The organism is Acinetobacter sp. 228, from assembly GCF_048147885.1.
In genome coordinates this window covers 75,961-98,726 of sequence record NZ_JAYWYV010000005.1, presented here as the reverse complement: position 1 = coordinate 98,726, position 22,766 = coordinate 75,961, and the positions used below count along the sequence as shown (strand labels likewise).

The 22,766-nt window shown below is 42.5% G+C and carries 21 protein-coding genes; 7 read left to right on the top strand and 14 right to left on the bottom strand.

Annotated features, from left to right (window positions below; all coding sequences use genetic code 11):
* Positions 1 to 82: 82 nt before the first annotated feature.
* Both lolD and VXQ92_RS05705 read right to left on the bottom strand, forming a co-directional pair.
* On the bottom strand, positions 83 to 766 hold the full coding sequence (gene lolD, locus VXQ92_RS05710) for a lipoprotein-releasing ABC transporter ATP-binding protein LolD (protein ID WP_416680805.1): 684 nt from the start codon (positions 764 to 766) through the stop codon (positions 83 to 85).
* Entirely contained in the window at positions 759 to 1,994 is a 1,236-nt protein-coding gene (locus tag VXQ92_RS05705) for a lipoprotein-releasing ABC transporter permease subunit (RefSeq protein ID WP_144724614.1), read from the bottom strand. Before VXQ92_RS05705 ends, lolD begins: the two co-directional genes overlap by 8 nt.
* 26 nt (positions 1,995 to 2,020) lie before the next feature.
* Here VXQ92_RS05705 and VXQ92_RS05700 point away from each other — a divergent pair, with 26 nt between their 5' ends.
* On the top strand, positions 2,021 to 2,584 hold the full coding sequence (locus VXQ92_RS05700; protein ID WP_416680804.1) for a PilZ domain-containing protein: 564 nt from the start codon (positions 2,021 to 2,023) through the stop codon (positions 2,582 to 2,584).
* A gap of 18 nt (positions 2,585 to 2,602) precedes the next feature.
* Here the strand turns inward: VXQ92_RS05700 and VXQ92_RS05695 are convergent, their stop codons facing one another.
* Together VXQ92_RS05695 and VXQ92_RS05690 are read right to left on the bottom strand one after the other, a co-directional pair.
* Positions 2,603 to 3,517: a DMT family transporter gene (locus tag VXQ92_RS05695; RefSeq protein ID WP_416680803.1), complete on the bottom strand. Its 915-nt coding sequence runs from the start codon at positions 3,515 to 3,517 to the stop codon at positions 2,603 to 2,605.
* A gap of 21 nt (positions 3,518 to 3,538) precedes the next feature.
* Complete coding sequence (locus VXQ92_RS05690) at positions 3,539 to 4,024, bottom strand: YaiI/YqxD family protein (protein WP_171054293.1); 486 nt, start codon at positions 4,022 to 4,024, stop codon at positions 3,539 to 3,541.
* Positions 4,025 to 4,272: 248 nt separating this feature from the next.
* Between VXQ92_RS05690 and VXQ92_RS05685 the strand changes: the two genes are divergently transcribed.
* Entirely contained in the window at positions 4,273 to 5,205 is a 933-nt protein-coding gene (locus VXQ92_RS05685; RefSeq protein ID WP_416680802.1) for a hypothetical protein, read from the top strand.
* 581 nt (positions 5,206 to 5,786) lie between these two features.
* On the opposite strand, the gene serC is transcribed toward VXQ92_RS05685, so the two are convergent.
* Positions 5,787 to 6,866 (bottom strand): 3-phosphoserine/phosphohydroxythreonine transaminase, encoded by a 1,080-nt coding sequence (gene serC, locus VXQ92_RS05680; RefSeq protein WP_144724610.1) that lies wholly within the window; start codon positions 6,864 to 6,866, stop codon positions 5,787 to 5,789.
* A 526-nt stretch (positions 6,867 to 7,392) separates the two neighbouring features.
* Here serC and VXQ92_RS05675 point away from each other — a divergent pair.
* The 4 genes from VXQ92_RS05675 to VXQ92_RS05660 are packed head-to-tail and all read left to right on the top strand — an operon-like array spanning position 7,393 to position 12,241.
* Positions 7,393 to 8,877: a TolC family protein gene (locus VXQ92_RS05675; RefSeq protein ID WP_416680800.1), complete on the top strand. Its 1,485-nt coding sequence runs from the start codon at positions 7,393 to 7,395 to the stop codon at positions 8,875 to 8,877.
* A gap of 9 nt (positions 8,878 to 8,886) precedes the next feature.
* Positions 8,887 to 10,017 carry an HlyD family secretion protein gene (locus VXQ92_RS05670; RefSeq protein ID WP_416680799.1) on the top strand — a complete coding sequence of 377 codons (1,131 nt, stop codon included), beginning with the start codon at positions 8,887 to 8,889 and terminating at the stop codon, positions 10,015 to 10,017.
* A complete protein-coding gene (locus tag VXQ92_RS05665; RefSeq protein ID WP_416680798.1) occupies positions 10,017 to 11,147 on the top strand; it encodes an ABC transporter permease in 1,131 nt (376 codons plus the stop codon). The genes VXQ92_RS05670 and VXQ92_RS05665 overlap by 1 nt, the downstream gene beginning before the upstream one ends.
* Positions 11,144 to 12,241, top strand: a complete 1,098-nt coding sequence (locus VXQ92_RS05660) for an ABC transporter permease (RefSeq protein WP_416680797.1) — start codon at positions 11,144 to 11,146, stop codon at positions 12,239 to 12,241. The genes VXQ92_RS05665 and VXQ92_RS05660 overlap by 4 nt, the downstream gene beginning before the upstream one ends.
* A 30-nt stretch (positions 12,242 to 12,271) precedes the next feature.
* Here VXQ92_RS05660 and VXQ92_RS05655 read toward each other — a convergent pair whose 3' ends face one another.
* The 6 genes from VXQ92_RS05655 to VXQ92_RS05630 all read right to left on the bottom strand — a co-directional run bounded on the left by VXQ92_RS05655 (position 12,272) and on the right by VXQ92_RS05630 (position 19,737).
* Positions 12,272 to 12,697, bottom strand: coding sequence for a DUF3887 domain-containing protein (locus tag VXQ92_RS05655; protein ID WP_416680796.1), 426 nt, complete (start codon positions 12,695 to 12,697; stop codon positions 12,272 to 12,274).
* A gap of 68 nt (positions 12,698 to 12,765) precedes the next feature.
* Complete coding sequence (gene gyrA / locus VXQ92_RS05650; protein ID WP_416680795.1) at positions 12,766 to 15,747, bottom strand: DNA gyrase subunit A; 2,982 nt, start codon at positions 15,745 to 15,747, stop codon at positions 12,766 to 12,768.
* Between the two features lie 322 nt (positions 15,748 to 16,069).
* Complete coding sequence (locus tag VXQ92_RS05645) at positions 16,070 to 16,729, bottom strand: hypothetical protein (RefSeq protein ID WP_416680794.1); 660 nt, start codon at positions 16,727 to 16,729, stop codon at positions 16,070 to 16,072.
* 177 nt (positions 16,730 to 16,906) lie between these two features.
* Entirely contained in the window at positions 16,907 to 17,839 is a 933-nt protein-coding gene (locus VXQ92_RS05640) for an FAD-binding protein (RefSeq protein ID WP_064096284.1), read from the bottom strand.
* Between the two features lie 18 nt (positions 17,840 to 17,857).
* Positions 17,858 to 18,610: an electron transfer flavoprotein subunit beta/FixA family protein gene (locus VXQ92_RS05635; RefSeq protein ID WP_064096285.1), complete on the bottom strand. Its 753-nt coding sequence runs from the start codon at positions 18,608 to 18,610 to the stop codon at positions 17,858 to 17,860.
* A gap of 521 nt (positions 18,611 to 19,131) precedes the next feature.
* Positions 19,132 to 19,737, bottom strand: coding sequence for a LysE family translocator (locus VXQ92_RS05630; protein ID WP_416680793.1), 606 nt, complete (start codon positions 19,735 to 19,737; stop codon positions 19,132 to 19,134).
* 112 nt (positions 19,738 to 19,849) lie between these two features.
* Between VXQ92_RS05630 and VXQ92_RS05625 the strand changes: the two genes are divergently transcribed.
* Positions 19,850 to 20,344, top strand: a complete 495-nt coding sequence (locus tag VXQ92_RS05625) for an Lrp/AsnC family transcriptional regulator (RefSeq protein WP_064096287.1) — start codon at positions 19,850 to 19,852, stop codon at positions 20,342 to 20,344.
* Between the two features lie 223 nt (positions 20,345 to 20,567).
* Here VXQ92_RS05625 and VXQ92_RS05620 read toward each other — a convergent pair whose 3' ends face one another.
* From VXQ92_RS05620 to VXQ92_RS05610, 3 genes are all read right to left on the bottom strand, one after another.
* Positions 20,568 to 20,951, bottom strand: coding sequence for a hypothetical protein (locus VXQ92_RS05620; protein ID WP_064096288.1), 384 nt, complete (start codon positions 20,949 to 20,951; stop codon positions 20,568 to 20,570).
* A 231-nt stretch (positions 20,952 to 21,182) separates the two neighbouring features.
* A complete protein-coding gene (xerA, locus tag VXQ92_RS05615) occupies positions 21,183 to 22,118 on the bottom strand; it encodes a site-specific tyrosine recombinase/integron integrase (RefSeq protein ID WP_416680792.1) in 936 nt (311 codons plus the stop codon).
* A complete protein-coding gene (locus VXQ92_RS05610) occupies positions 22,119 to 22,724 on the bottom strand; it encodes an alpha/beta fold hydrolase (RefSeq protein WP_416680791.1) in 606 nt (201 codons plus the stop codon).
* Positions 22,725 to 22,766 lie beyond the last annotated feature (42 nt).

Here is a 22,766-nt window from a genome sequence, read left to right as displayed (position 1 = left end):
GAATCGTATTCTTTATTATTATTTTGCCCAATAATAAAGCCCACCGGAGTGAGCTTCAATCAAATGCGAATATTCTCGTTATTTAGGATGCAACCCATAGACCATCTTGCATGTGCAAAATCCGGTCTGCAGCATGGGCCAGCTGTTCATCATGCGTCACAATCAGCATCGCCATATTAAACTCACGTTGTAATTCAGTCAGCAGTTCAAAAATTTTTGCTGCAGTCTTACGGTCCAGATTACCGGTCGGCTCATCGGCCATCATCAGTTTAGGTTTACCGACTACTGCGCGCGCCAAGGCTACACGCTGACGTTCACCTCCAGATAATTCACCTGGCTTGTGGGTGAGACGATGCGAAAGACCAACACGTTCCAGTAAATATTCAGCCTGCTGTTTGGCTTCCTTAAACTTTATGCTGTCGCGTAACATCAGTGGCATGGCCACATTTTCCAGTGCCGTAAATTCTGGCAACAGGTGATGAAACTGGTAAACAAAACCCAAATGCTCATTTCGTACATAACCGCGTTCTGCTTCAGACAAGGTATCAAAACGGCGACCATTCACCATGACCCGACCTGACGTCGGACGATCCAATCCACCCAGAACATGTAATAAGGTACTTTTCCCGGATCCACTGGAACCAACAATCGAGACAAACTCGCCTGCTTTTACCTGTAGCGACAAGCCACGAATCACCTCAACCGTGGCTTTACCATCGGTAAAGGACTTGTGAATATTCTGGGCATCTAAAATCAGATTACTCATAACGCAAAGCCTCTGCCGGTTGAATTTTTGCTGCACGTAAAGCGGGGTAAATCGTTGCGACAAAACTTAAGGCCAGTGATAAACCAACAATCACCAGAACATCCTGCCAGCGCAGATAAGAAGGTAGATAGTTAATAAAATAGGCATCAAACATATTCAGACCGAAAGTATTGTTGAGCCAGCCAATAAAGCTACTGATACTGGTTGCTGCAATAATTCCGAGGATTGCCCCTGCGCAAGTGCCAATCACCCCAATCACGGTACCTTGTACCATAAAGATTTTGGTAATCGTGGCAGGTGAAGCACCCAAAGTCCGTAAAATAGCAATGTCCGATTTCTTATCCGTCACCACCATCACCAGTGAAGACACAATATTAAAGGCCGCTACCAGCACAATCAGGAATAAAAGCAGGCTGACCATGGCCTTTTCCATCTGAATCGCGCTGAACAGATTACCATGGGTATAAGTCCAGTCCGAAGCATAAAAATTCGCCGGTAAATCGCGCACGATTTCCTGAGACACTTGTGGTGCCAGGAAAATATCATCCAGTTTCAGACGCACCCCCTGCGCACCATCCGGCAGACGTAGTAAAGTTGACGCATCATTTAAAGCGATATAACCCATCATCGAGTCAACTTCAGCCCCAATACTGAAAATTCCCACCACTTTAAAACGTTTAAAACGCGGGACGACACCGGCTGGTGAAGGAGTCGCTTCTGGCAGAACCAAGGTAATATTGTCGTTTAAACCGACGCCCATGGCATCAGTCATTTGCTTGCCCAAAACAATACCGAATTCACCTTTTTTCAGGCTGTCAATACTGCCCTCAACCATATGGTTTTGTATGATTGATACTTTTTTCTCATACTCGGGCTCAATCCCGCTGACCATAATGCCGGCAACCTGGCCTTGGGCAGTCAGCATTCCTTGTAACTGGGTAAAAGGTGCAACCCCCTGGACATGTTTATGTCCTTCAATTTGCTTTGCAAGTTCTGGCCAATTTGTTAAAATTTGTGTTGAGGAAACAGTCGCTTGGGGAATCATTCCTAAGACACGATTCTTTAATTCTCGGTCAAAACCATTCATCACAGACAAGACTGTAATGAGAACTGCCACACCGAGTGTGAGGCCGATCATTGAGACCAATGCGATAAAAGAAATGAAGTGGTTACTACGCCGTGCGCGAGTATATTTCAACCCTATATACAGCGAGATTGGTTTGAACATAACCATCTAGTCCGAGGTAATAAATTATGGAAAATGTACAGCATCCAAACGGATTTGCGGAAAGACGCGTCATGTCTCGAATCGATGCTGCCTTACGAATTAATTATCAGATTATTTCCGATGATGTTGCCTTGAATGATCCTTACGATCCTAATTTCGTCTTGCCCCGCTATTTTCTACTACTTGCAGAACTAGATCAATTTGATCATGCGGTTAACTACGAATTAGAACAATTATCTGAAAAAGATCAACAAATTGCTCGAATCTTATCCTTATTTAATCAAAAATTAAACCTTATTACCGGGTCTTTGTATGACGCAATTGTACAAAGCATGTTACCTGTGCCAGAACAGGTGAATTTTTCAGAAACCGGTTTTAGCTTTTTTAATGACCGCCCTATCGCTGAAGGCACCTATCTGCATGTGACTTTAAGCCATCCAGAAAATTTCTTCCATATTGCTGTCACTGCCCAGGTGGTTTACAGTCGTGAAGAAGAAAATGGCAAATATCGGATCGGTGCTTATTTTATTACCATGCATCCGCAAGACCGCGTCAAGCTGGGCGAATGCGTCAAAGCTCACCTCGCTTAAATCATCAGGTCAGTTACTTTAGTCAGTACGATGAGACGATGTAAGGCGAGCATTATAGCTCGCTTTAATTTCTCTGGAAAAATATAGCAACAAACCAGCCAATAAGATGACTATACCAAAGGCCGCTCCACCCGATAATTTCTCGCTATTTAAAATCACGCCGACAACTAATGCCAGCATCGGCGTCAACACGGTGGTCAATGACAAAGTCGTCGCCTTGATTTTCTGTACCAGCTTAAAATAGCAGAACATAGCAATTAAGGAAGCCATGATGACAGCATAACCAAGTCCAATCAGCGACTTAGCCTGCGGAATCTGGGTCGGTGCAAATTGCCAGATAAATGGCAACATGGCACAGGCCATGCCCGCTGAAACCGCAATAGAACCGGCAGCTTGCGCCATAGGTTCAAGAGGTGCATTGACTTTTTTCACCCAGAACATCGAAATACAGTAAATAAAAACACTGAGCAACATCAGGCCAATCCCGATCGGCTGAACATGCTGGTCTTTACCACCCACACAGATAATCCCCAGACCCAGCAAGGCAATCGCCATACCACTCCACTGTGAAGCATACAGCTTGAGCTGAAACACAAAACGTCCAATCAAACCGGTAATAATTGGCGCCAGTCCGAACATCAGGGCAATAATGCCTGAACTCAGATAATCCGTGGCCAGATAGGTGAAAATCTGTGATCCGATAAAACTGCATGCACCAGCCAGATAACTGTGCATGGATAATTTATCTAAGGGAAAACGGGTTTTAAATAGCCACAACAAGGCAAATGCAAAAGGCAAAGCCAGAAAAAAGCGCAGTGCCAAAGCCCAGAGCGGATGCAAATCTGTCACACTCCAGACGATAGCCAGCGGTGTCGTCGCCCAGATAAAAACCAATAAAAGATAGGTGGCAATCATATTGGTTTGTGTGGGCATGCGAGTCACTCTGAATAAGGTTTAAAGCGCGGAAGTTTTACGTTTTTGTTTTTGAATGGTCTGATCAAGTGCGCTGGAAAATTCGCGTTTATCCCGCTCTGAAATCGGGGGCGGACCGCCAGTTTGCACGCCTGCACCGCGTAGGCTGTCCATAAAATCGCGCAGATGTAAGCGCGCTTTGACATTGGCCGTAGTATAAATTTCACCACGGGGATGAATCGCAATTCCACCTTTTTCAATGACTTCCGCAGCCAAGGGAATATCTTGGGTCATGACAATATCATGCTCTTTCATGCGCAGAATAATTTCTTTATCTGCCGCATCCGCCCCACTCATCACCTGAATTGAATTGATTCTGACCGAAGGTGTGATTCCGACTGGTTGGTTAGCCACAAAAGTGACTTCCAGCTGATAACGGTCCGAAGCACGAATAATCACATCTCGCAGCATACGGGGCAATGCATCGGCATCGACCCAAAGTTTGAATGGCAACACAGGGCTTCCCATTAAGGTATTAATCATGGTTATTCTAGCAAATTGGAAGGGTCAGGTTGATGATTAAATCACTTCATTTTCCTGAGATCTGGTTTGTGTATTTTAAATAAGTATATGATTGGTAAGACTGTTGTAATTCATATGGGAAAAGCTTGAATTCATCAGATGCTTATTTTATTTTAAAATTCATTCAATTGACTTGAAAAATTGCAATGACCCTCGATTAACTACAGATATATCATCCAAGATCAATTGTGCATATGAAAAATCAGAATAGCCCAGAGATCATCACCATTGATGATCAAAATTTCGGTAGTCATGTCGAACACTGGACCTTGCTCACCGACAATCCTGGCACAGATGTACCACAGTGGTTAGGCAAAGCTCTTGATGCGCCGGTCATGCCGATGGGCCTTTGTACACAAGAATGTGATATGGATACCGAGACCTGGCTGATCCAGGGACCGAGCAAAGCACCCGTACAATTAAGTCAAGTGATTGCCGTTGAAAATAATAAACCTCAAGCCGTAAAAACTGCATTCCCCTGTTTTGATAGCCCTTATCAGGTGAAAGCCACGATTGACCGGATTATTAGTTGTAAATCCAATACTCAAGCTGTATTACGCTTGAATCTGGGTGCTAACAACATTATTTATGCTTTCGATAACCTGTATAGCGTTAATCATCTCTGTTATGAAAAAGATCAGCTCTATGTGGTAAACCTGAATGCCTGGGCCTATGAACTTGAAGCAGTCTCAGATCATGAGCATCTGGTGGTTGATGATCCGGCTTCGATCAAACATCACCGTGCCTTGAATGCTATTCTGGCCGACAATAATGGCATAGCCCCTGATAATTTGCAGGAACAGATTGATGCCTGGCAGCCGCAATCAGAAGAAGATAAAGAACCTGTCACTGTAGATTTTTCTAAAATGGTGGCCTATCTTTATGGCGAAACCCTGGGACAGGAAGATGAAGCCTGGTTCCAGGGCAATATCGTCGGTAAAACTAGCATGCAGTTTATGGATCAGGACTATACCCTGTATGATGTCACCCTGATTCATGATGAAGGCCAGCCTGCAGCCCTGATCCGCATTGCAACACGCAACGCAGAGTATAAGAATTTTGAAATTGGCCAGTATATCCGTGGCAACTTATGGATCCAGGCCAGTATCTATAGCAAAGTAACCTGAATTCACTCTATAAGGGAGATACTCATTTAGATGCGTATCTTCTTTTAATCTATTTATATTTTTATTTGTCACTTTAATTTCTGACTATTTTTTATACAGATTTACTCGTTTATCTGTCCGTTATTTAAACTGATTAAAAATACGGTTATCCACATTTTTAAATTCAAATAACTTATTTTAAATCTTTAAATAACCTTTAAAATTCCGTAAAAATAAGCAATTGATTTATCATCAATATAATTTATTGTCGTGCAAATCTGACATTTTAAAAAAATTGAAACTTTATGACCTTTAATCAAGAATGTACTTTATTTAATCAATTTTTTATGATAAAAATACTCACAACAAATAGTATTAACGATAAATAGATCGGACAATAAATATCTATGAAAATCGTGCAAGAAGAAACATTACAACAGGCCGAGCATCATCTTAGCTCTCGCTACAATATTGATATGATGTCGTGCCTTTTTTTCATGTTGGGGATGATCATCTGCGGATTCATCCTGCATACTTTTATTTTCTAAAGTAATTCAATTCATAAAAAACCCAGCATATGCTGGGTTTTTCCGTTTCATGAATCAACCATTGCGTTTGGCAAAGTCATCCATAAAATTCACCAGTGCCTGTACGCCTTCAAGTGGAACAGCGTTATAAATACTGGCACGCATACCACCTACTGAACGGTGACCGGCAAGATTCAATAAATGCTGTGCTTCGGCTTCTTTCAGGAACTGTTTCTCTAGCTCTGCATTGGCCAAGGTAAATGGCACGTTCATGATCGAACGGTTCGCTTTTGCGATTGGATTAGCGTAGAAATCGCTTTGATCAATATAACCATAAAGTAAGTTAGCTTTTTCAAGGTTCACTTTGTGGATGGCCTCTACACCGCCATTGTCCAGCAACCACTCGAATACCAGCCCCGATAAGTACCATGCATAGGTCGATGGTGTATTCACCATTGAACCGTTTTTCGCCTGATCTGCATATCTTAGGATGCTTGGAATTTCAGGTTTGGCCTGATCAAGTAAATCTTCGCGAATGATCACAAGTGTTAAGCCGGCAGGCCCGATATTCTTTTGTGCACCTGCATAAATCACACCAAATTTCGATACGTCCAGTGGTGCAGATAAAATGCTAGATGAATAGTCGCAAACTAGAGGCTTGTCTGTTTCGGGAATAGATGCGAATTGCAAACCGCCAATGGTTTCATTATCCGCATAGTGCACATAGGCAGCATCTGCAGACAGGTTCCATTCACTTTGTGCGCTGATAGCATGTTTGCCCTCAATTTTAATACCGGCTTTTACAACATTGATATCGCCATAACGTTGCGCTTCTTTCAAGGCTTTTTCAGACCAGATACCAGTATCGATATAGTCTGCCTTGTTATTTTTGCCGAGCAAGTTTAATGGAATTGCCGAGAATTGTAGTGATGCACCACCCTGCAAGAACAATACTTTGTAGTTCTCAGGAATATTCATGAGTTTACGTAGGTCTGCTTCCGCTTTTTCAGCAACAGCAACATAGTCTGCACTACGGTGGCTCATTTCCATGATCGAAAGACCTTTGCCATGCCAGTCGAGCATTTCAGCTTGAGCTTTTTCAAGTACGGCAGTCGGTAATGCAGCAGGACCAGCACAGAAGTTGTACGCGCGCATGATTTTTCCTTTCAGAGTGAAACACAATCAAATGATGGCATTTAACCATATCTGGCAGGGTCTTGCACAAAATTATTTCAATACAAAACTGTAATTACAGTCAAAAAAACAATGTAGATTCATAAGATAAGTTGACCATTTATAAGAATAATCCTGCTGATGATGCATATTTTAATTAAATGTTTGAGTTTAAAAATAAAACTATTATGATAAAACCACAATAATTAGAAAATCATGAGTGAGATAAAAATGGATCATTTCGTTCATCGTTTCAGATTGGCTATTGCGCATGTTAAACCTGTAACTCAGCAAAACTGGCCAAATAGTAGTAATGAGCGTTTTATATCAATCATGGTAATTTTAAAAAGTTTAGCAACACATTAATTCAGGTCCTACTAACCTGCACTTTTCCTAGACAACTGTAAAATAAACAATATTACAACCATACCACTGACTGAGCTATAAGGCACTGATTTATAATGTCAGTAAATAAATTTCACTTTATTCAAATTGGCAACTTGCTTTCATGAATACGATAAACGATATAAGCAGATTATTTTTGGGGTGCGGATTATTTTCAGGACTGTTGTGTACGAGTCTGAATTTATATGCCCAAGCCTTGAGTTTTCAAGAAGCCGAAAAACAATTATTACAGTCTTCTTATAGTAGTCAGGCCTATCAAAGTCTGGAACAGGCCTCGCAACTTGAAGCTGAAGCCAGCAAAGGTTTGGGATTGCCTCGTGTCGATCTCAATGTTCGTGCCTATGCTTTCCACAGTGAAGTAGATATTCCCCTGAAGCAGTTTAAAAACAATCTGGAAAATGTACTGTCCCAAGGTGTCACGGGGCAGATCAACCAGTGGGAAGATAATCTTGGGAACGTACTTCCTCCTGACATTACCGGCCCTCTTCAGGAAGGAGTCAACAATGCTATTCATAGCGGCGTCGGCCTGATTCCGGACACTTCCAATGTAGTCCTTGAAGATCAGGTCATTCGCCCTACAGTGTCAGTCATCATGCCTATTTATACAGGAGGCCTGACTGCCAATACCAAGGAAGTTGCCAACATTCAGGCGAACCGTAGTGCGCTAAACAACAAAGAACAGCAAGATATACAGCGTTTTGAACTCATTCAGAGTTATTTTAATGTTCAACTTCAAAAACAGCTTCATGCAGCGGCTGTATTCAACCTGAATGCCATGCAGCAGCATTATCAGAATGCCTTAAAAATGCAACAGCAGGGCTTTATCAGCAAAGGCCAGCGCATGCAGTTTGAAGTGGCACGCAATGATGCCGAACGTGCCCAGCAAAATACTCAGGCCAATCTAAATGCGAGTCTATTTCAGCTGAATAACCTGCTTCAGCAAAGCAACCTGACTGAACTGACCACGCCTTTATTTGTGAATAAGACCGAATCTCAGGATTTAAATCATTTGCTGAAGACTTTCAGCCAAAACTCGCCATTAATTCAAAAAATGCAGTTAGATACTCAATTGGCACAAACCAATGTAAAAATTCAGGAAGCGGCAAAAAAACCGAGTGTCTTTGCTTTTGGAGAATACAGTCTGGATCGTAAGGAAAACTGGATTGTAGGTGTGGCTGCCCGTTATAACCTGTTTTCCGGGATTGATAAAAACAAAAACATTCAGGCTGCTGAACTTAAACGTTATGCTGCTGAACTGCTCACTGCACGTACTCAGCAAGAAATTGAAAACCTGATTTACAAATCCTATAGCGAAGCAGTGAGTGCGCAGCAGAGCGATACGCTTTTGGCACAAAATATGAAGGCAGCCCAGGAAAATCTACGTATCCAGCAATTATCCTTTAAAGAAGATATGGGTACGGCGACACAGGTCATTGATGCACAGAATATATTGAGTGGATTAAAAGCAGAAACTGCCTTGAATGCCTATAAATATGTCATGTCCCTCGCCACCCTTTTACAAAGTTATGGCTCGATTAACGAGTTTTCTAACTATATTCAACATACCAATACCCACTATATTCGCTAGGAGACGGACATGAACGAAGATCAAAAACCAGATGATCCTGTGAATGGCTCAGTCTCCTCAAACAATAAAAGTAGCCCCTCCACCTCACAGCTTGAATCCGAATCGCCAAAAGAAAAAAATGCTGCAACTTCTGCAGAGCATGAACCATCCTCTGGACTTTCTAAACCCATAAAATATCTGTTACTGGCGGCAATACCTGTTTTACTGGCCATCATTGCCTTTGGTCTATGGAAAAGCTATCACCCGACGACACTTGAATTACAGGGACAGGTAGAAGCGGAAACGATACAGGTCGCCACCAAGGTACCTAGCCGGATTGAAGAAATCTATGTAAAGGAAGGCCAGCATGTCAAGAAAGGTCAGATTCTTGTCCGCTTATATAGTCCGGAAGTGGAAACCAAAAAACAGCAGGCTGCTGCTGCCCTACAATCTGCCTTGGCCTTACAGTCGACTGTTGATCGGGGTTCTCAAGAGGAGAATATCGCCAGCCTGTATGCCAACTGGCAAGCGTTGAAAGCCCAACAGAATTTAGCCAGAGTCTCCTTTCAACGTGGTGAGAATCTGTTTAAAGAAGGCGTCATTTCCCGTCAACGTCGTGATGAACTTTATGCTGCCAGTCAGTCTGCTGCCCAAATGACCGAAGCAGCCTATCAACAGTATCTACGCGCTAACCGGGGCAGCACTCCGCAACAGAAAACCTCTGCGGATGCACAGGTTGAAATTGCCCAGGCTGCACTGGAAGAAGCCAATTCACTGGTCGCAGAAACAAAACTGCTTGCTCCAATCGATGGCACGGTCTCTAAAACCTATGGCGAAGTGTCAGAACTGGTAGCAACTGCGGTCCCTGTGGTGAGCCTGATTAAAGATGATATGCGTGTGAGTCTGAATATTCGCGAAGACCAGTATGCGCCATTCCAGCACATGACCACAATTGAAGGTTATATTCCAGCCTTGGATAAGAAATCTGAATTCCGAATCCAGAATATCAGTGCTGAAGGTGAATTTGCGACCATTAAAACGACACGTCAGACTGGTGGGTACGATATCAGAAGCTTTAAAGTCCATCTTGTTCCTGTACCTGCCATACCCGGACTTAAAGTTGGCATGAGCGTCTTGTTTAAATTAAAAGAGGGTTCCTGATGTGGAGGGGGATAGGGCGCGAACTGCATTATCTGCTCCGGGAAAAATGGGATCTCTGTCTGGTCACGCTTGCGCCTGCCTTCGTCATTATTATATTCAGTAGTATGTTTCTTCAGGGTAAACCTGAGCATTTACCTATTGCGATTATTGATCAGGACCGAAGTGCACTCAGTCAGAATATTAATACCTATATTTCACTTAATCAGACACTTAAAGTAGATCTTGTCACTGGACAAACTGAAGAAGCTGAACTTCTGCTAAATAAAAATAAAATTTGGGGCTATATTCATATTCCGCAGGGTGCCGAGCAACGTCTGGTTCGTGCTCAGGATGCGGGCATCAGTATTGTTTATAATCAGAGTTATTTTAGTATTGGTAATACTATTTCATCTGCCATGCTGATCAGCACTATTGAAGCCATAGCTGATTTTTTAGGAAAGCATTATCTGGAAAACCGGCTGCCTTATCTCGACTTCCCCATCCCCCAGATCAAATTATCTCCGCTATATAATCCAGATCTTGACTATGAATTTTATTTAGAACCTTTTGTGATTCCGGCAGTTCTACATTTACTGCTCTGTTGTTGCGTGGCATTTTCAGTGGGTCAGGAACTCAAACGGCGAACCTTACAAGACTGGATTAGCCATCAGTCACTCTGGATGGCTTTACTATCGAAAAATCTGGTTTATGTAGCTATTTTTAGCATATGGACCTGGATATGGATGTTCTGGCTGATTCAGATCCGCGGCTGGTTTATAGCTGGCTCTCTTGGTCTGATTTTATTGGCGCAGTTGCTGTTTTATAGTGCCTATGCGTTCTTGAGTAGCGTGATCGTACTTGTAACCAAAGATTTGACCAAATCGTTCGGTTTTATTGCAGTATATGGTGGCTCATCTTTAAGTTTTGCAGGGGTAACGCTTCCCTTAAATAATGCACCCTTATTTACCCATTTCTGGGCTCACATTATTCCCTATACTTCCTATGCCAGGTTACAGACCGAACAGTGGGTGATGGGTAGTCCCGTTAATATTTCACTACAGCCCTTATTTATCCTGCTCATGTTTGTCGTGATCTTTGCCCTGCTAGCCTATCTTTTTTTAAAAAGAGTTGCTAAAGGAATAGTCCAATGAAATCCTGCTGGTCTTATTATCTGCACAGCTTTAAAGATATTGTTTCGCACGAAAGTATTCTTACCACCCTGATTCTTTCTGTACTGTTTTACAGTTTTTTTTATCCTACTGCATATAAGGCTCAGACAGCAGAATCCTTGCCCATTATTATTGTCGACGAAGAGCAAAGCAATTTAAGCACGCGGATCATCCAAAAAGTGCAGGAAAGCCCAAATGTCAATGTCAAAGCAATTACAGGCAATTTCGCGGAAGCCAAGCAATGGGTCGAATCTGAACAGGCAGACGGAATTTTACTGCTGCCGGGCAATTTATCTGAAGCTGTGATCCACGGTGAATCTGGAGGAATTGGTCTCTATTTAAATGCTGCAAACTTTTTGGCGACCAAACAGATTGGTCTGGGCCTGGCTGCTTCAGTTGAGCAAACCCTATCTGACTACATTGCACAATTTGAACATATATCGGAGTTTTCTCCTGCACTCTCCGTACATCAGATTCCCCTGTTTAATACTTTGTCTGGTTATGGCAGTTATGTATTTCCTGCAGTTGCCCCCTTAATTATTCATCAAACTATTTTATTAGGTTTGAGCATGCTGATTTTGATGTACCGGGAAAGAAAAATAGAGTTAAACCGCAATGCTTTTATCGGGATCTGTCTGGCAATCTTTACGATCGGTTGTCTGGGCTGTCTTTATTTATTCGGTTTTACGTTCTGGTTATTTGATTATCCGCGTGGCGGTAATTTTATAGGCATGCTCATTGCCGTTCCAGTATTTATCTACTGTATTATTGGTATGACCTGGTTGCTCGCCAGCTTTCTGGATATGCCAGAACGGGCAGGCCATGTGATTGTATTTACTTCAATTCCTCTGTTCTTACTCTCGGGTATCGCATGGCCCCACTCTTCTATGCCAGTCTGGATGCAAATCCTGGCCGAAATCCTGCCCTCTACCCAAATTGTGCAGATGTTCATTCAGCTTAACCAGATGGGGGTTCCTACCGCACTAGTGGTACCCAAACTAATTTATCTTGGAGTATTCGGTAGCTTGTGTTTCTTGCTGGGCTATCAACGCCTGATTCAGCTTCCTAAAAACTGACCGGCATCACCATTAAGGCCTGTTCAGATTTTAAGGATTGGATTCGCCAAACACTTGAATATTAAAATTACGGATCTTGGCACTGCCATTCGGCTTGTCAAAACTCACATCATACTGAACCAGATTATTCGGATAAGCAATTTCATAGCTGACCTTATACTGGCTCGGCTGATTGGTCGCTTCTTCAATCTGCTTGGTCATTAAGGTTTTAGACTTGTATTCACCTTGAGGAATTGAACGTGAAAAGCGTTTCATCAACTTTTCATTGTCCTTAAAATAAGCCTGTAATTGTGGTTCGAGTTGATCCAGAAACTCATCATACTTCCCGTCACGCAAATCCTCATAAGCCAGCTGTGCCGCCTTTTCCTGCTCAGGACTCGGATTTGGAATATTCTCCATTGAATTACAGCCAGTCAATGCAAGCACTGCTGCTAATGACATTAATTTGGTTTTCATCGCTTACCTCTATCTCGTCAAGGTTTATAAAAAAGGACGCCGAAGCGCCCTTTTTATCAGTAGGAAAATTATTCTTCTACTGAATTTTCACCGTCTTTTTCAAGCTGTTCAGCTTCAGTCACTAAATTTGTTTCTGCCACTAAAGCGTCTTCACCTTCAATCGCTTCAACAAACTCGTCTTCTTCCACAGCTTCAATAGAAACTACACCCACCAGCAATTCGTCATTACCTAAACGGATCAGACGAACACCTTGTGCATTACGACCTGTTTGCGCAACCTCTGATGCACGTGTACGAACCAGCGTACCGCCATTAGAGATCAGCATCAATTCTTTAGTCGCATCAATTGCCACTGCACCGACTAACTGACCATTACGCTCAGAAGTTTTTAGTGCAATAACACCTTTACCGCCACGTTTTTTGGTTGGGAAGTCATCTACTGGGGTACGTTTACCGTAACCATGTTCAGAAGCACACAGTACTTCACCTGTTTCAGGCACAACTACCAGTGACACAATACGGCTGACAATTGCTGAATCTGAACCATCTTCATCATCAGAATCAACGTCATTATCGTCCTGATCTTCAAGCTGCGCTGCTGCACCAATGGTCACACGCATACCACGTACACCTTTGGCCGAACGACCCATTGAACGCACGTCAGTTTCTGCGAAGCGAATGGCTTTACCTTCGTTTGAGAACAACATGATTTGCTGTTCGCCGTCAGTAATCGCCACACCAATCAGGGTGTCATCACCATTAAGTTCAATCGCACGTAAACCGTTTGAACGAACATTCGAGAACTGTTCAAGCTCTACACGTTTAATCGTACCGTATTCGGTTGCCATAAACACATAGAAATTCTTACGTACAGCTTCCACCTGCTGTACAAACTCATTGATGATGTCATCATCAAGATCAGTTGTTGAAAGTGCTTGTCCTAACTCTTTCAGCTGCGCACGAAGTGCATCAGAAATATCATCTGCGCCATCTTCAGATTCAGCCAATGCAGCTTCAAGTGCAGCAAAATGACTATTGATCACTTCATTACTTTGCAATTGTGCTGCATTTGCTTTTACAAATGCCTTGAAGTCCGCCAGACGTTCTTTAAATTTCTTCGGTGCATCAATCACAGGCAAGATGGCTGTAATCGTCTCGTTTTCGTCTAGTGGCAACAAGTTCACCATTGGACGGCCTTTGGCACCACGTGAGGCTTGTGGCACTTCGTAGACTTTCAGACGGTAAACCTTACCGACATTGGTGAAGCAAAGCACGGTTGCATGATTCGAAGTGACCACCATATGCTGGATGTAATCATCTTCTTTCATGCTGGTTGCAGACTTGCCACGGCCACCACGACGCTGTGCAGCGTAGTCAGACAATGGTTGAGTTTTTGCATAACCTGTTTTTGAAACCGTCAGCACCATTTGCTCTTCAGGAATCAGATCTTCACGAGAGAAATCGATACGTGACTCGACAATTGACGTTTTACGAGCATCGCCATACTGCTGCAGAATCAAGGCTAGCTCTTCACGAATCACGTTCATCAATAAGTTAAAGTCATTCAAGATAGCCGTGTATTCAGCAATCTGCGCAAGAATTTCAGAATATTCAGCTTGAAGTTTATCTTGCTCAAGGCCAGTCAAGCGATGTAGACGCAGTTCCATAATCGCGTTAACTTGCGTCGGTGATAAGCGATATACATCGCCATCAATACCAAATGGACGGCTAGGATCTTCGCCTTCAATTTCGTCAGGACGTACAGAAACAGCACCGGCTTTTTCAAGTAAAGCTGCTACACCACCTGCTGCCCACTCGCCCGCTTGTAAACGCTCACGCGCCTCAGCCGGGTTTGCAGATGTTTTGATGGTTTCAATAATCTGATCGATATTGGCAAGTGCAACTGTCAAACCTTCCAAGATATGACCACGTTCACGCGCTTTGCGTAATTCGAACATGGTACGGCGGGTGACCACTTCCTGACGGTGACGGATAAATGCCGCAATGATGTCTTTCAGGTTCATCAGCTTCGGCTGGCCATTGTCCAGACAGACCATGTTGATGCTGAAAGAGTTTTCAAGTTGCGTGTTCTGGAACAGGTTGTTCACGATCACTTCTGCGTTTTCACCGCGCTTCAGGTCAATCGCGATACGCATACCGTCTTTGTCAGACTCATCACGAAGCTCTGAAATGCCTTCGAGCTTTTTCTCTTTGACCAGTTCAGCAATGCGCTCAATAGTTTTTGCTTTATTGACCTGATACGGAATTTCAGTGAAGACAATCGTGGTGCGGCCATTCTTCGGGTCTTCTTCGAAATGGTACTTCCCACGGATATGCAAACGGCCCTTACCGGTACGGTAAGCATCGACGATACCTGATTTACCGTAAATGATGCCGCCTGTCGGAAAATCCGGACCAGAAATATGTTCCATCAACCCTTCAATACTGATCTGGGGATCATTGGCATAGGCCAGACATGCATTCACCACTTCAGTCATGTTATGCGGCGCCATATTGGTCGCCATACCGACTGCAATACCGGTCACACCGTTAATCAACAAGTTCGGAACACGGGTTGGCATGACCTGAGGAATACGCTCAGAGCCATCGTAGTTGTCTTCCCACTCGACGGTATCTTTTTCAAGATCCGCTAACAGTTCGTGGGTCAGTTTACGCATACGCACTTCGGTATAACGCATCGCTGCTGCGCTATCGCCATCGACTGAGCCAAAGTTACCCTGGCCATCTACCAACTGGTAACGCAAGCTGAAATCTTGCGCCATTCGTACAATCGTTTCATATACGGCAGAGTCACCATGCGGGTGATATTTACCGATGACGTCACCGACTACACGTGCAGACTTTTTATAAGCTTTGTTATAGTCATTGCCTAATTCGTGCATTGCGAAAAGCACACGACGATGAACAGGTTTCAAACCATCTCGTACATCGGGCAATGCACGTGACACAATCACGCTCATCGCATAATCGAGATATGAGCTTTTAAGTTCATCCTCAATGGCAATCGGTCTAATTTCCGATACGCTCATGCATACTCCTTATTCTACAAGCCAATTTTGGCTTGTATTTATATGTCGTAAAACTAGCAAAATCATTAACTCAAACGACTGAGTTAAAAACTAAAATACAGCCCTAAATTATAGCATACACACTTGTATTTTTGTGTCGAAATATTCGGCTTAACCTTGTTAATTATCTTCATTTTAGTGATCATTTTCTTATTATTTAAAAAGCAAAAATCAGTCAGTCCGATCCACTTCTTTTTAATCTTTAAATTGTGCAAAAATAGAATAATACAAAAAAAGATACGCCAATTTACTGGCGTATCTTTAGCGTTTTTTTATATGTTTTTTAGTGAGGCTGATTCAATACTCTACGGTAGCTTAAAACTGCAACAATCAATAGAATTGGCAACAACATCTCCACCCCTTCCTCGATCGTCATAATCATGACTTGACTATGTTTTAGCAACTCGATTCCAAACTCTTCTTTCAGGGTTGAGGTCGTACGATCCAGCACCTTGCTCAGTCCACCACAGACAATGGTAAGAAAGATAAAAAAATGTGCAATATTTAAGGAATCTTTCATACTTCGTACGGTTTGCACCAGTTTTTTCGCCAGCACCAGAAAGACAAAAATAATTCCGAGCAACAAAATAAATCCAAGCAGCTTATCCATGAGCGGAATTTCAGCACTGCGATAGAAATTCGTTTTGATGAAGCTGATGTCGAACAGGCGCTTGTGAAAATCCATTTCCCGTAACCCCAGCAATACTGCCGCTAAAGCTGCAAACACCCGGGTATCAGGCTTGATTTCAACATTCAGCAAACATAGCACTGCCAGCAAGTACCAGAGCCATGGGCTCATAACTTCAAAAGCACCTGATTCACTAAACAAATACTGGGTCACCGGAATCGGTGCATTCAAGGCGGTATGAATACAGATCCCCAGATAAAGCGCGATCAGCAGGAAACTAATGAACAGGATATGTGCGGTTTTAGAAAAGGACATGATGAGAAACAGGAGAAAAATCAAACCGGGATTTTATCACTTTTCATCCAAATGACATACTCTAGTTTCGACTGCCGAGTATTTTTAAAAAATCAATAAAAAACGCCCTTGCACAAAACAGTAAAAGATTACTTTCACTATTCGCACAAAAGCGTTTTTTTGAAGCTAATTCAGAAATTAGATTTTAGAAACCAATTCAGGAATAACAGCATTCAAGTCACCTACTAACCAGTAGTCAGCAACTGCGTTAATTGGTGCTTCTTCATCTTTGTTGATCGCAACGATCACTTTAGACTCTTTCATACCAGCCAAATGCTGAATCGCACCAGAAATACCTACAGCGATGTACAGGTCAGGTGCAACGATTTTACCAGTTTGACCCACTTGCATATCGTTTGGTACGAAGCCGGCATCTACTGCAGCACGTGACGCGCCTTGAGCAGCACCAAGCTTATCAGCTAGCGGATCAAGGATTTTGTGATAGTTTTCGCCAGAACCTACACCACGACCACCAGAAACGACAATACGTGCAGCTGTCAGTTCAGGACGTTCAGATTTTACGATTTCTTCGTTAATAAACTTAGAAATACCGGCATCACCAGTAGAAGCAATAGCTTCAACCGCAGCAGAACCACCTTCAGCAGCTACAGCATCAAATGCCGTACCACGAACAGTCGCCAATACGATGTTTTCGCCTGATTCTACAGTCGCAATCGCATTACCGGCATAGATTGGGCGTTTAAAAGTCTTAGGACCATCTACCGCAATGATGTCAGTAATCATGCTTACATCAAGAAGCGCAGCAGCACGCGGCAAAATGTTTTTACCAGTCGTGGTAGAAGCAGCAAGGATATGGCTATAATCTTTGCCCAATTCTGCAATCAGTTTTGCTACGTTTTCCGCTAACTGGTTTGCATAAGCCGCATCATCAGCAAGCAATACTTTGCTTACGCCTGCAACTTTAGCCGCCTGGTCAGCAACTGCCTGAGCGCCAGAACCAGCCACCAATACAGTGATATCACCACCGATTTTTTGCGCCGCAGCAACAACGTTTAGAGTAGCAGCGTTTAATGCTTTGTTGTCGTGCTCAGCGATAACTAAAATACTCATGATTTTTATCCTTCTGTATTAGATCACTTTCGCTTCGTTTTTCAATTTTTCTACAAGTTCGTCTACAGACTTCACTTGTACGCCAGCTTTACGCTCTGCAGGAGATTCAACTTTCACTGTTTTCAGTTTAGTTGTAGTGGTTACACCGAAATCTGCAGGTGACTTGGTATCAAGCGGTTTTTTACGCGCTTTCATGATGTTTGGAAGTGCCGCATAACGTGGCTCATTCAAACGCAAGTCAGTGGTAATGATTGCTGGAAGTGTCAGCTCAACAGTTTGTAAACCACCGTCAATTTCACGTGTTACTTGTACTTTATCGCCGTCTACTTTCACTTCAGAAGCGAATGTACCCTGACCTGCACCCAATAAAGCACCCAGCATCTGACCAACCTGATTAGAGTCGTCATCAATCGCTTGCTTGCCTAGAAGGATCAATTGTGGTTGCTCAGCATCAACAACGCCTTTCAGAATTTTAGCGACTTCCAGCGCACCTAGTTGGCTGTCATCAGCTTCAACCAGAATACCGCGGTCAGCACCAAGCGCCATTGCAGAACGGATTTGTTCTTGAGCTTCTTTAGGACCAATAGAAACAACAATGATTTCTGAAACAGTTCCTTTTTCTTTTAAACGAACCGCTTCTTCCACTGCGATTTCACAGAATGGATTAATTGACATTTTAACGTTAGTTAAGTCAACACCACTGTTGTCCGGTTTAACACGAACTTTAACGTTGGCATCAACCACACGTTTTACAGCAACAAGAGCCTTCATGTAATCCTCGGCTGTTTTAGCAAATGTAAATGTTGAGAAAAGTTAGTGTAACTCTTCACTTAAATTTTTTTAGGTGCCCTATCTTGCAATGTGTACGGCATTTCGGTCAAGTCACAATTCAACAAAGAGCTGTAAAAATGCGTAATTTTCCCTGAACGATGCGTTCACAATTAATTGTTATCGTTTTATTACAATGAAATTTATCGATATTTACTTAAAATTTAACCATTGATTTATATTATTTTTTTATCTGATTAATCACATCAGAAGTTTTGATTGATGATTTTAAATTTAAATTGATTTAAAGGCGCTTGAAGCAAAACAGCCGGAATATAGATAGGTCAGCTTTTGTCACTTTAGACAGAAATCTTATTGAGAGCGAATTAAACCCAATATATAGACAAATTGAATAAATAATAAACCAGTACATTCATCCGACTCTGACAAAAGTAATTACTTCTTTTCAAATTTTCTCAATCATAAAAAAGCATACTGCGAACAGTATGCTTTTCGGGATCCAATTAATTGATGATGAGCCAGCTTGCGGCAAGTGCCAGTAAACCACCCGAAGTTCCATCCACCCATTTTTGTTTACGTTCATCTATTTGAGTTTTCTGGCTGATTTTGCTGAATAGAATACTTAAGCCACAATACACCACAAAAATAAGACTGATAAAAATAAAAGAAAGAATCAAACCCTGGCTCACTGTATTGGCCGACTTATCAATAAACTGCGGTAAAATTGCAAAATAGATTAGCATGCCTTTTGGATTTAACAGGGCAGTAAAAAATCCTTTTTGAATCGGATTGGGCGAAGTTTTTTTCTCAATATTTAGCGCATTTTTACTGAATACCGATTTAAGCAAACCAAAAGCCAGATACAACAGATACGCGATCCCGAGCCAGCGAATGGTTTCAAACAGTACAGGAAAAGAAACAATGATGGCGGCAATACCTAGCGCTACCAGGATCGAATGCACCAGATAACCGCAACACACTCCTACGGTTGCCATCATGCCTGCTTTTGCATCTTTACCCATCACTTGAGACAGGATAAACAACATATCGGGTCCAGGCGTAAAAACCAGGGGAAGCACGGTCAGTGCAAAGAGTGCAAATACAGACATTTCCTTTTCCTTTCAAACTCCAGAAAATGCAATAAGTATCTGTGATTTTTTATAAAATTGGCTTTCTTTTTATTCTATAATAAATTTCATTTTTCGAATATTATTCTAATTTATGAAAATATCCACCAAGTCTGTGCGGGTAAAACTTGATCGGATTGATAAAAATATCATTCGTTACTTACAAGCCAACGGCCGTATTCAGAATAATGATCTGGCACGGGAAATCGGACTTTCACCATCATCCTGTTTGCGCCGGGTAAAATTACTGGAAGATGCAGGTGTCATTCAGAATTACACCACTATCGTTGATCAACAAAAAATTGGGTTTCAGTTGATCCTATTTTCGCGCATCTGGCTGGTCGGTCAGGATGCCGAAACCATCGACACCTTTATTGAAGCAATGAAAGAACTGCCGCAAGTGATGGAGTGCTACATTATTCTGGGGGAAAGTGATGCGATGCTGAAAGTCGTGGTGCCTGATCTGGAAAGTTACCGGAAATTCCAGTCGACTCATCTGACCAAAAAAAATGGCATTACCAGTGTCAAAACGGATTTACCCAGCCAGATTATCAAACAGAGTTTCCAGCTGCCTTTAGAAGATCTATAAAAGAATGAATTACAAGTAGCGACGCTGGCATAGGTTTAATTTTAATTCTGAACAGTATCTTTAATCCGAAGCTGGACTGAAATTAACTAAGCTGCAAGTTTTATTAAAAGATAAAAGTGAGGTTGCCTGGGCTTATATGCTTAAAGACAACCCTCTCCTCTTGAGCAAAACCAGAATACAGCCCGAGTCTTAATTTTTTATATTATGGTAGCTGTAGGAACATTTAATGAGTTTCTTGTGCCAAAAAATCACGATGTACATGGCTTAAATCCACCAGTTCATAGTTTGCCAACTCAAAAATTTGCCAAATCGCAACTGCATCTTCTTTTAAGTCGACTGCCTGTGTCGCACGATTCGACAATTGCCATTGCAGGTCAGAAATCCATAAATAGTATTGTCCGGTGCTCGCGTTAAATGCCTGAACTTTACCATCGGCATTAATGCCTTGAATAATGGCACCTTCAGGCAAAGTCGCTTCAAGATTGGGTAAGCTAATGTCCACAAAATGCTTGATTTGCCGCAAACCATAACCGGCAAACATTTCTTTTTGAGCCTCACTTAACTGTGCATATTTTTGTTCTATGTCCGCAATTACCAGTGTATCCATATTGCCTCCCATCGGTCAAATACTGAGACTCTGCTCAGTAATATTTCATTTTAAATATTAAATAGTATTTATTGTTATACCTGAAATGGCGCATTTAACGAATAAGACAATAGTGAAATGCCCATCCCAACGCCAATGTTCAGTTGAATTCCATTTTAAGGTTTATATATGAAAGTTTTGTGCCAAAAATACATTTTTTATGATCTCTATTCCTTAAAACCTGGCATATGATCAATCTTCTTTATGTTGCGCACGCGGATGAGCCTGATCATAAATTTGAGCCAGATGATCAAAATCGACATGGGTATAAATTTGCGTAGTGGTTAAATTGCTGTGACCCAGCATTTCCTGCACGGCGCGTAAGTCCCGGCTATTGGATAACATGTGACTCGCGAAACAATGTCTTAACAAATGCGGATGCAGATCCACATTGACGCCTGCACGCTGCGCCTGAAATTTGACCCGATTCTCAATCTGTCTTGCACCGAGCGGATTGCCTTTCTGGGTAATAAATACGTTCGCCTCCGGCACAAAATCACCATTCCATAAGGGATAGACTTGCAACCAGGCCATCACGCTGTCTTTGGCCTTGGAGCCAAAAGGCACAATCCGGGTCTTATTGCCTTTACCAGTAATGCGTAATAACTGCCGGTTGAAATCAATATCTTTAATTCTCAGGCTTTGCAGTTCTGCCAGACGCAACCCACTCGAATAAAGCAATTCCAAAATCGCTTTGTCCCGGAGCCACATTTGCTGCTGTATTTCATTGTCAGGCGCAGGCTGATCAATAATCTGGTTGACGGTTTCAATATCCACCATGCCCGGCAAAGGGCGCGATTGACGTTTTAACTGAAAATCATCCGCAGGATTAAAAGCCATATGCTGAGCCTGCTCGGCCCATTTCATAAACTGGCGAATGGCCGAAAGCATACGTTGCATGCTGCTGGGACTCAGTTGATGCTGTTCGACTTTCTCAGCCAGAAACTGGCGTAAATCGGTGGCTTCCACATCGTTTAAATTGAGCTGTTCACGCTGGCAAAACTCTAAAAAATCCGAGACATCACGCCCATAAGCTTGCAAGGTATGTTTGGACTGGTTTTGAATTTCACGTTCTTTCAGCCACATGTTAAGCAAGAGTTGAGGTGGGACAATCACTGCTTGCTCCATTTAGAGTTGCTCCAGATAATCTTGAATCAGCATTGCAACCTGATCTGCATGAGTGCTAGCAAAGAAATGATCTCCACCTTTAATAATATGCAATTTTGCATTTTTAAAAATTCCTGCCAAGTATTGTCCAAGCTGAACAGTGCTTAAAGGATCATGATCGCCCCAGATCAGCAAGATCGGAACGTCCAGACTTGCGAGCTGAAGGCGGCTAAATTCAGTTTGGTCTTGTTCAAACCAGTCCGGTGCTGTTTTAAACAGTTCACGATAATCTGTTCGCCAGTCTGCACAATGAAATGTTTTTAAATCCAGACCACCAGATGTCGCCAACAATACCAACCCTTTGACTTTCTGTGGATGCTTAAGTGCCAACCCAATGGCCAAGACCCCGCCCATAGACTGGGCAATCAGAATGGAATCATCTTCAATTTGCTTTTTCACGAATTCTTGCAGATCATGCAGGTTTTGAATAGCTAAATTTGGTGCTACACCATCAAAGCCTGGATAGGCAATGACTTGCTGATCTGTATATTCGGTTAATGCTGCCTTTAATGGCTGCCAAAAGTGCTGGCTTCCTGAGGCACCCGGCAGGAAAACAAGCTTATTCATCTCATTCAAATTCTAAGGTTTTTCCCATCCTAGCATAAAAAA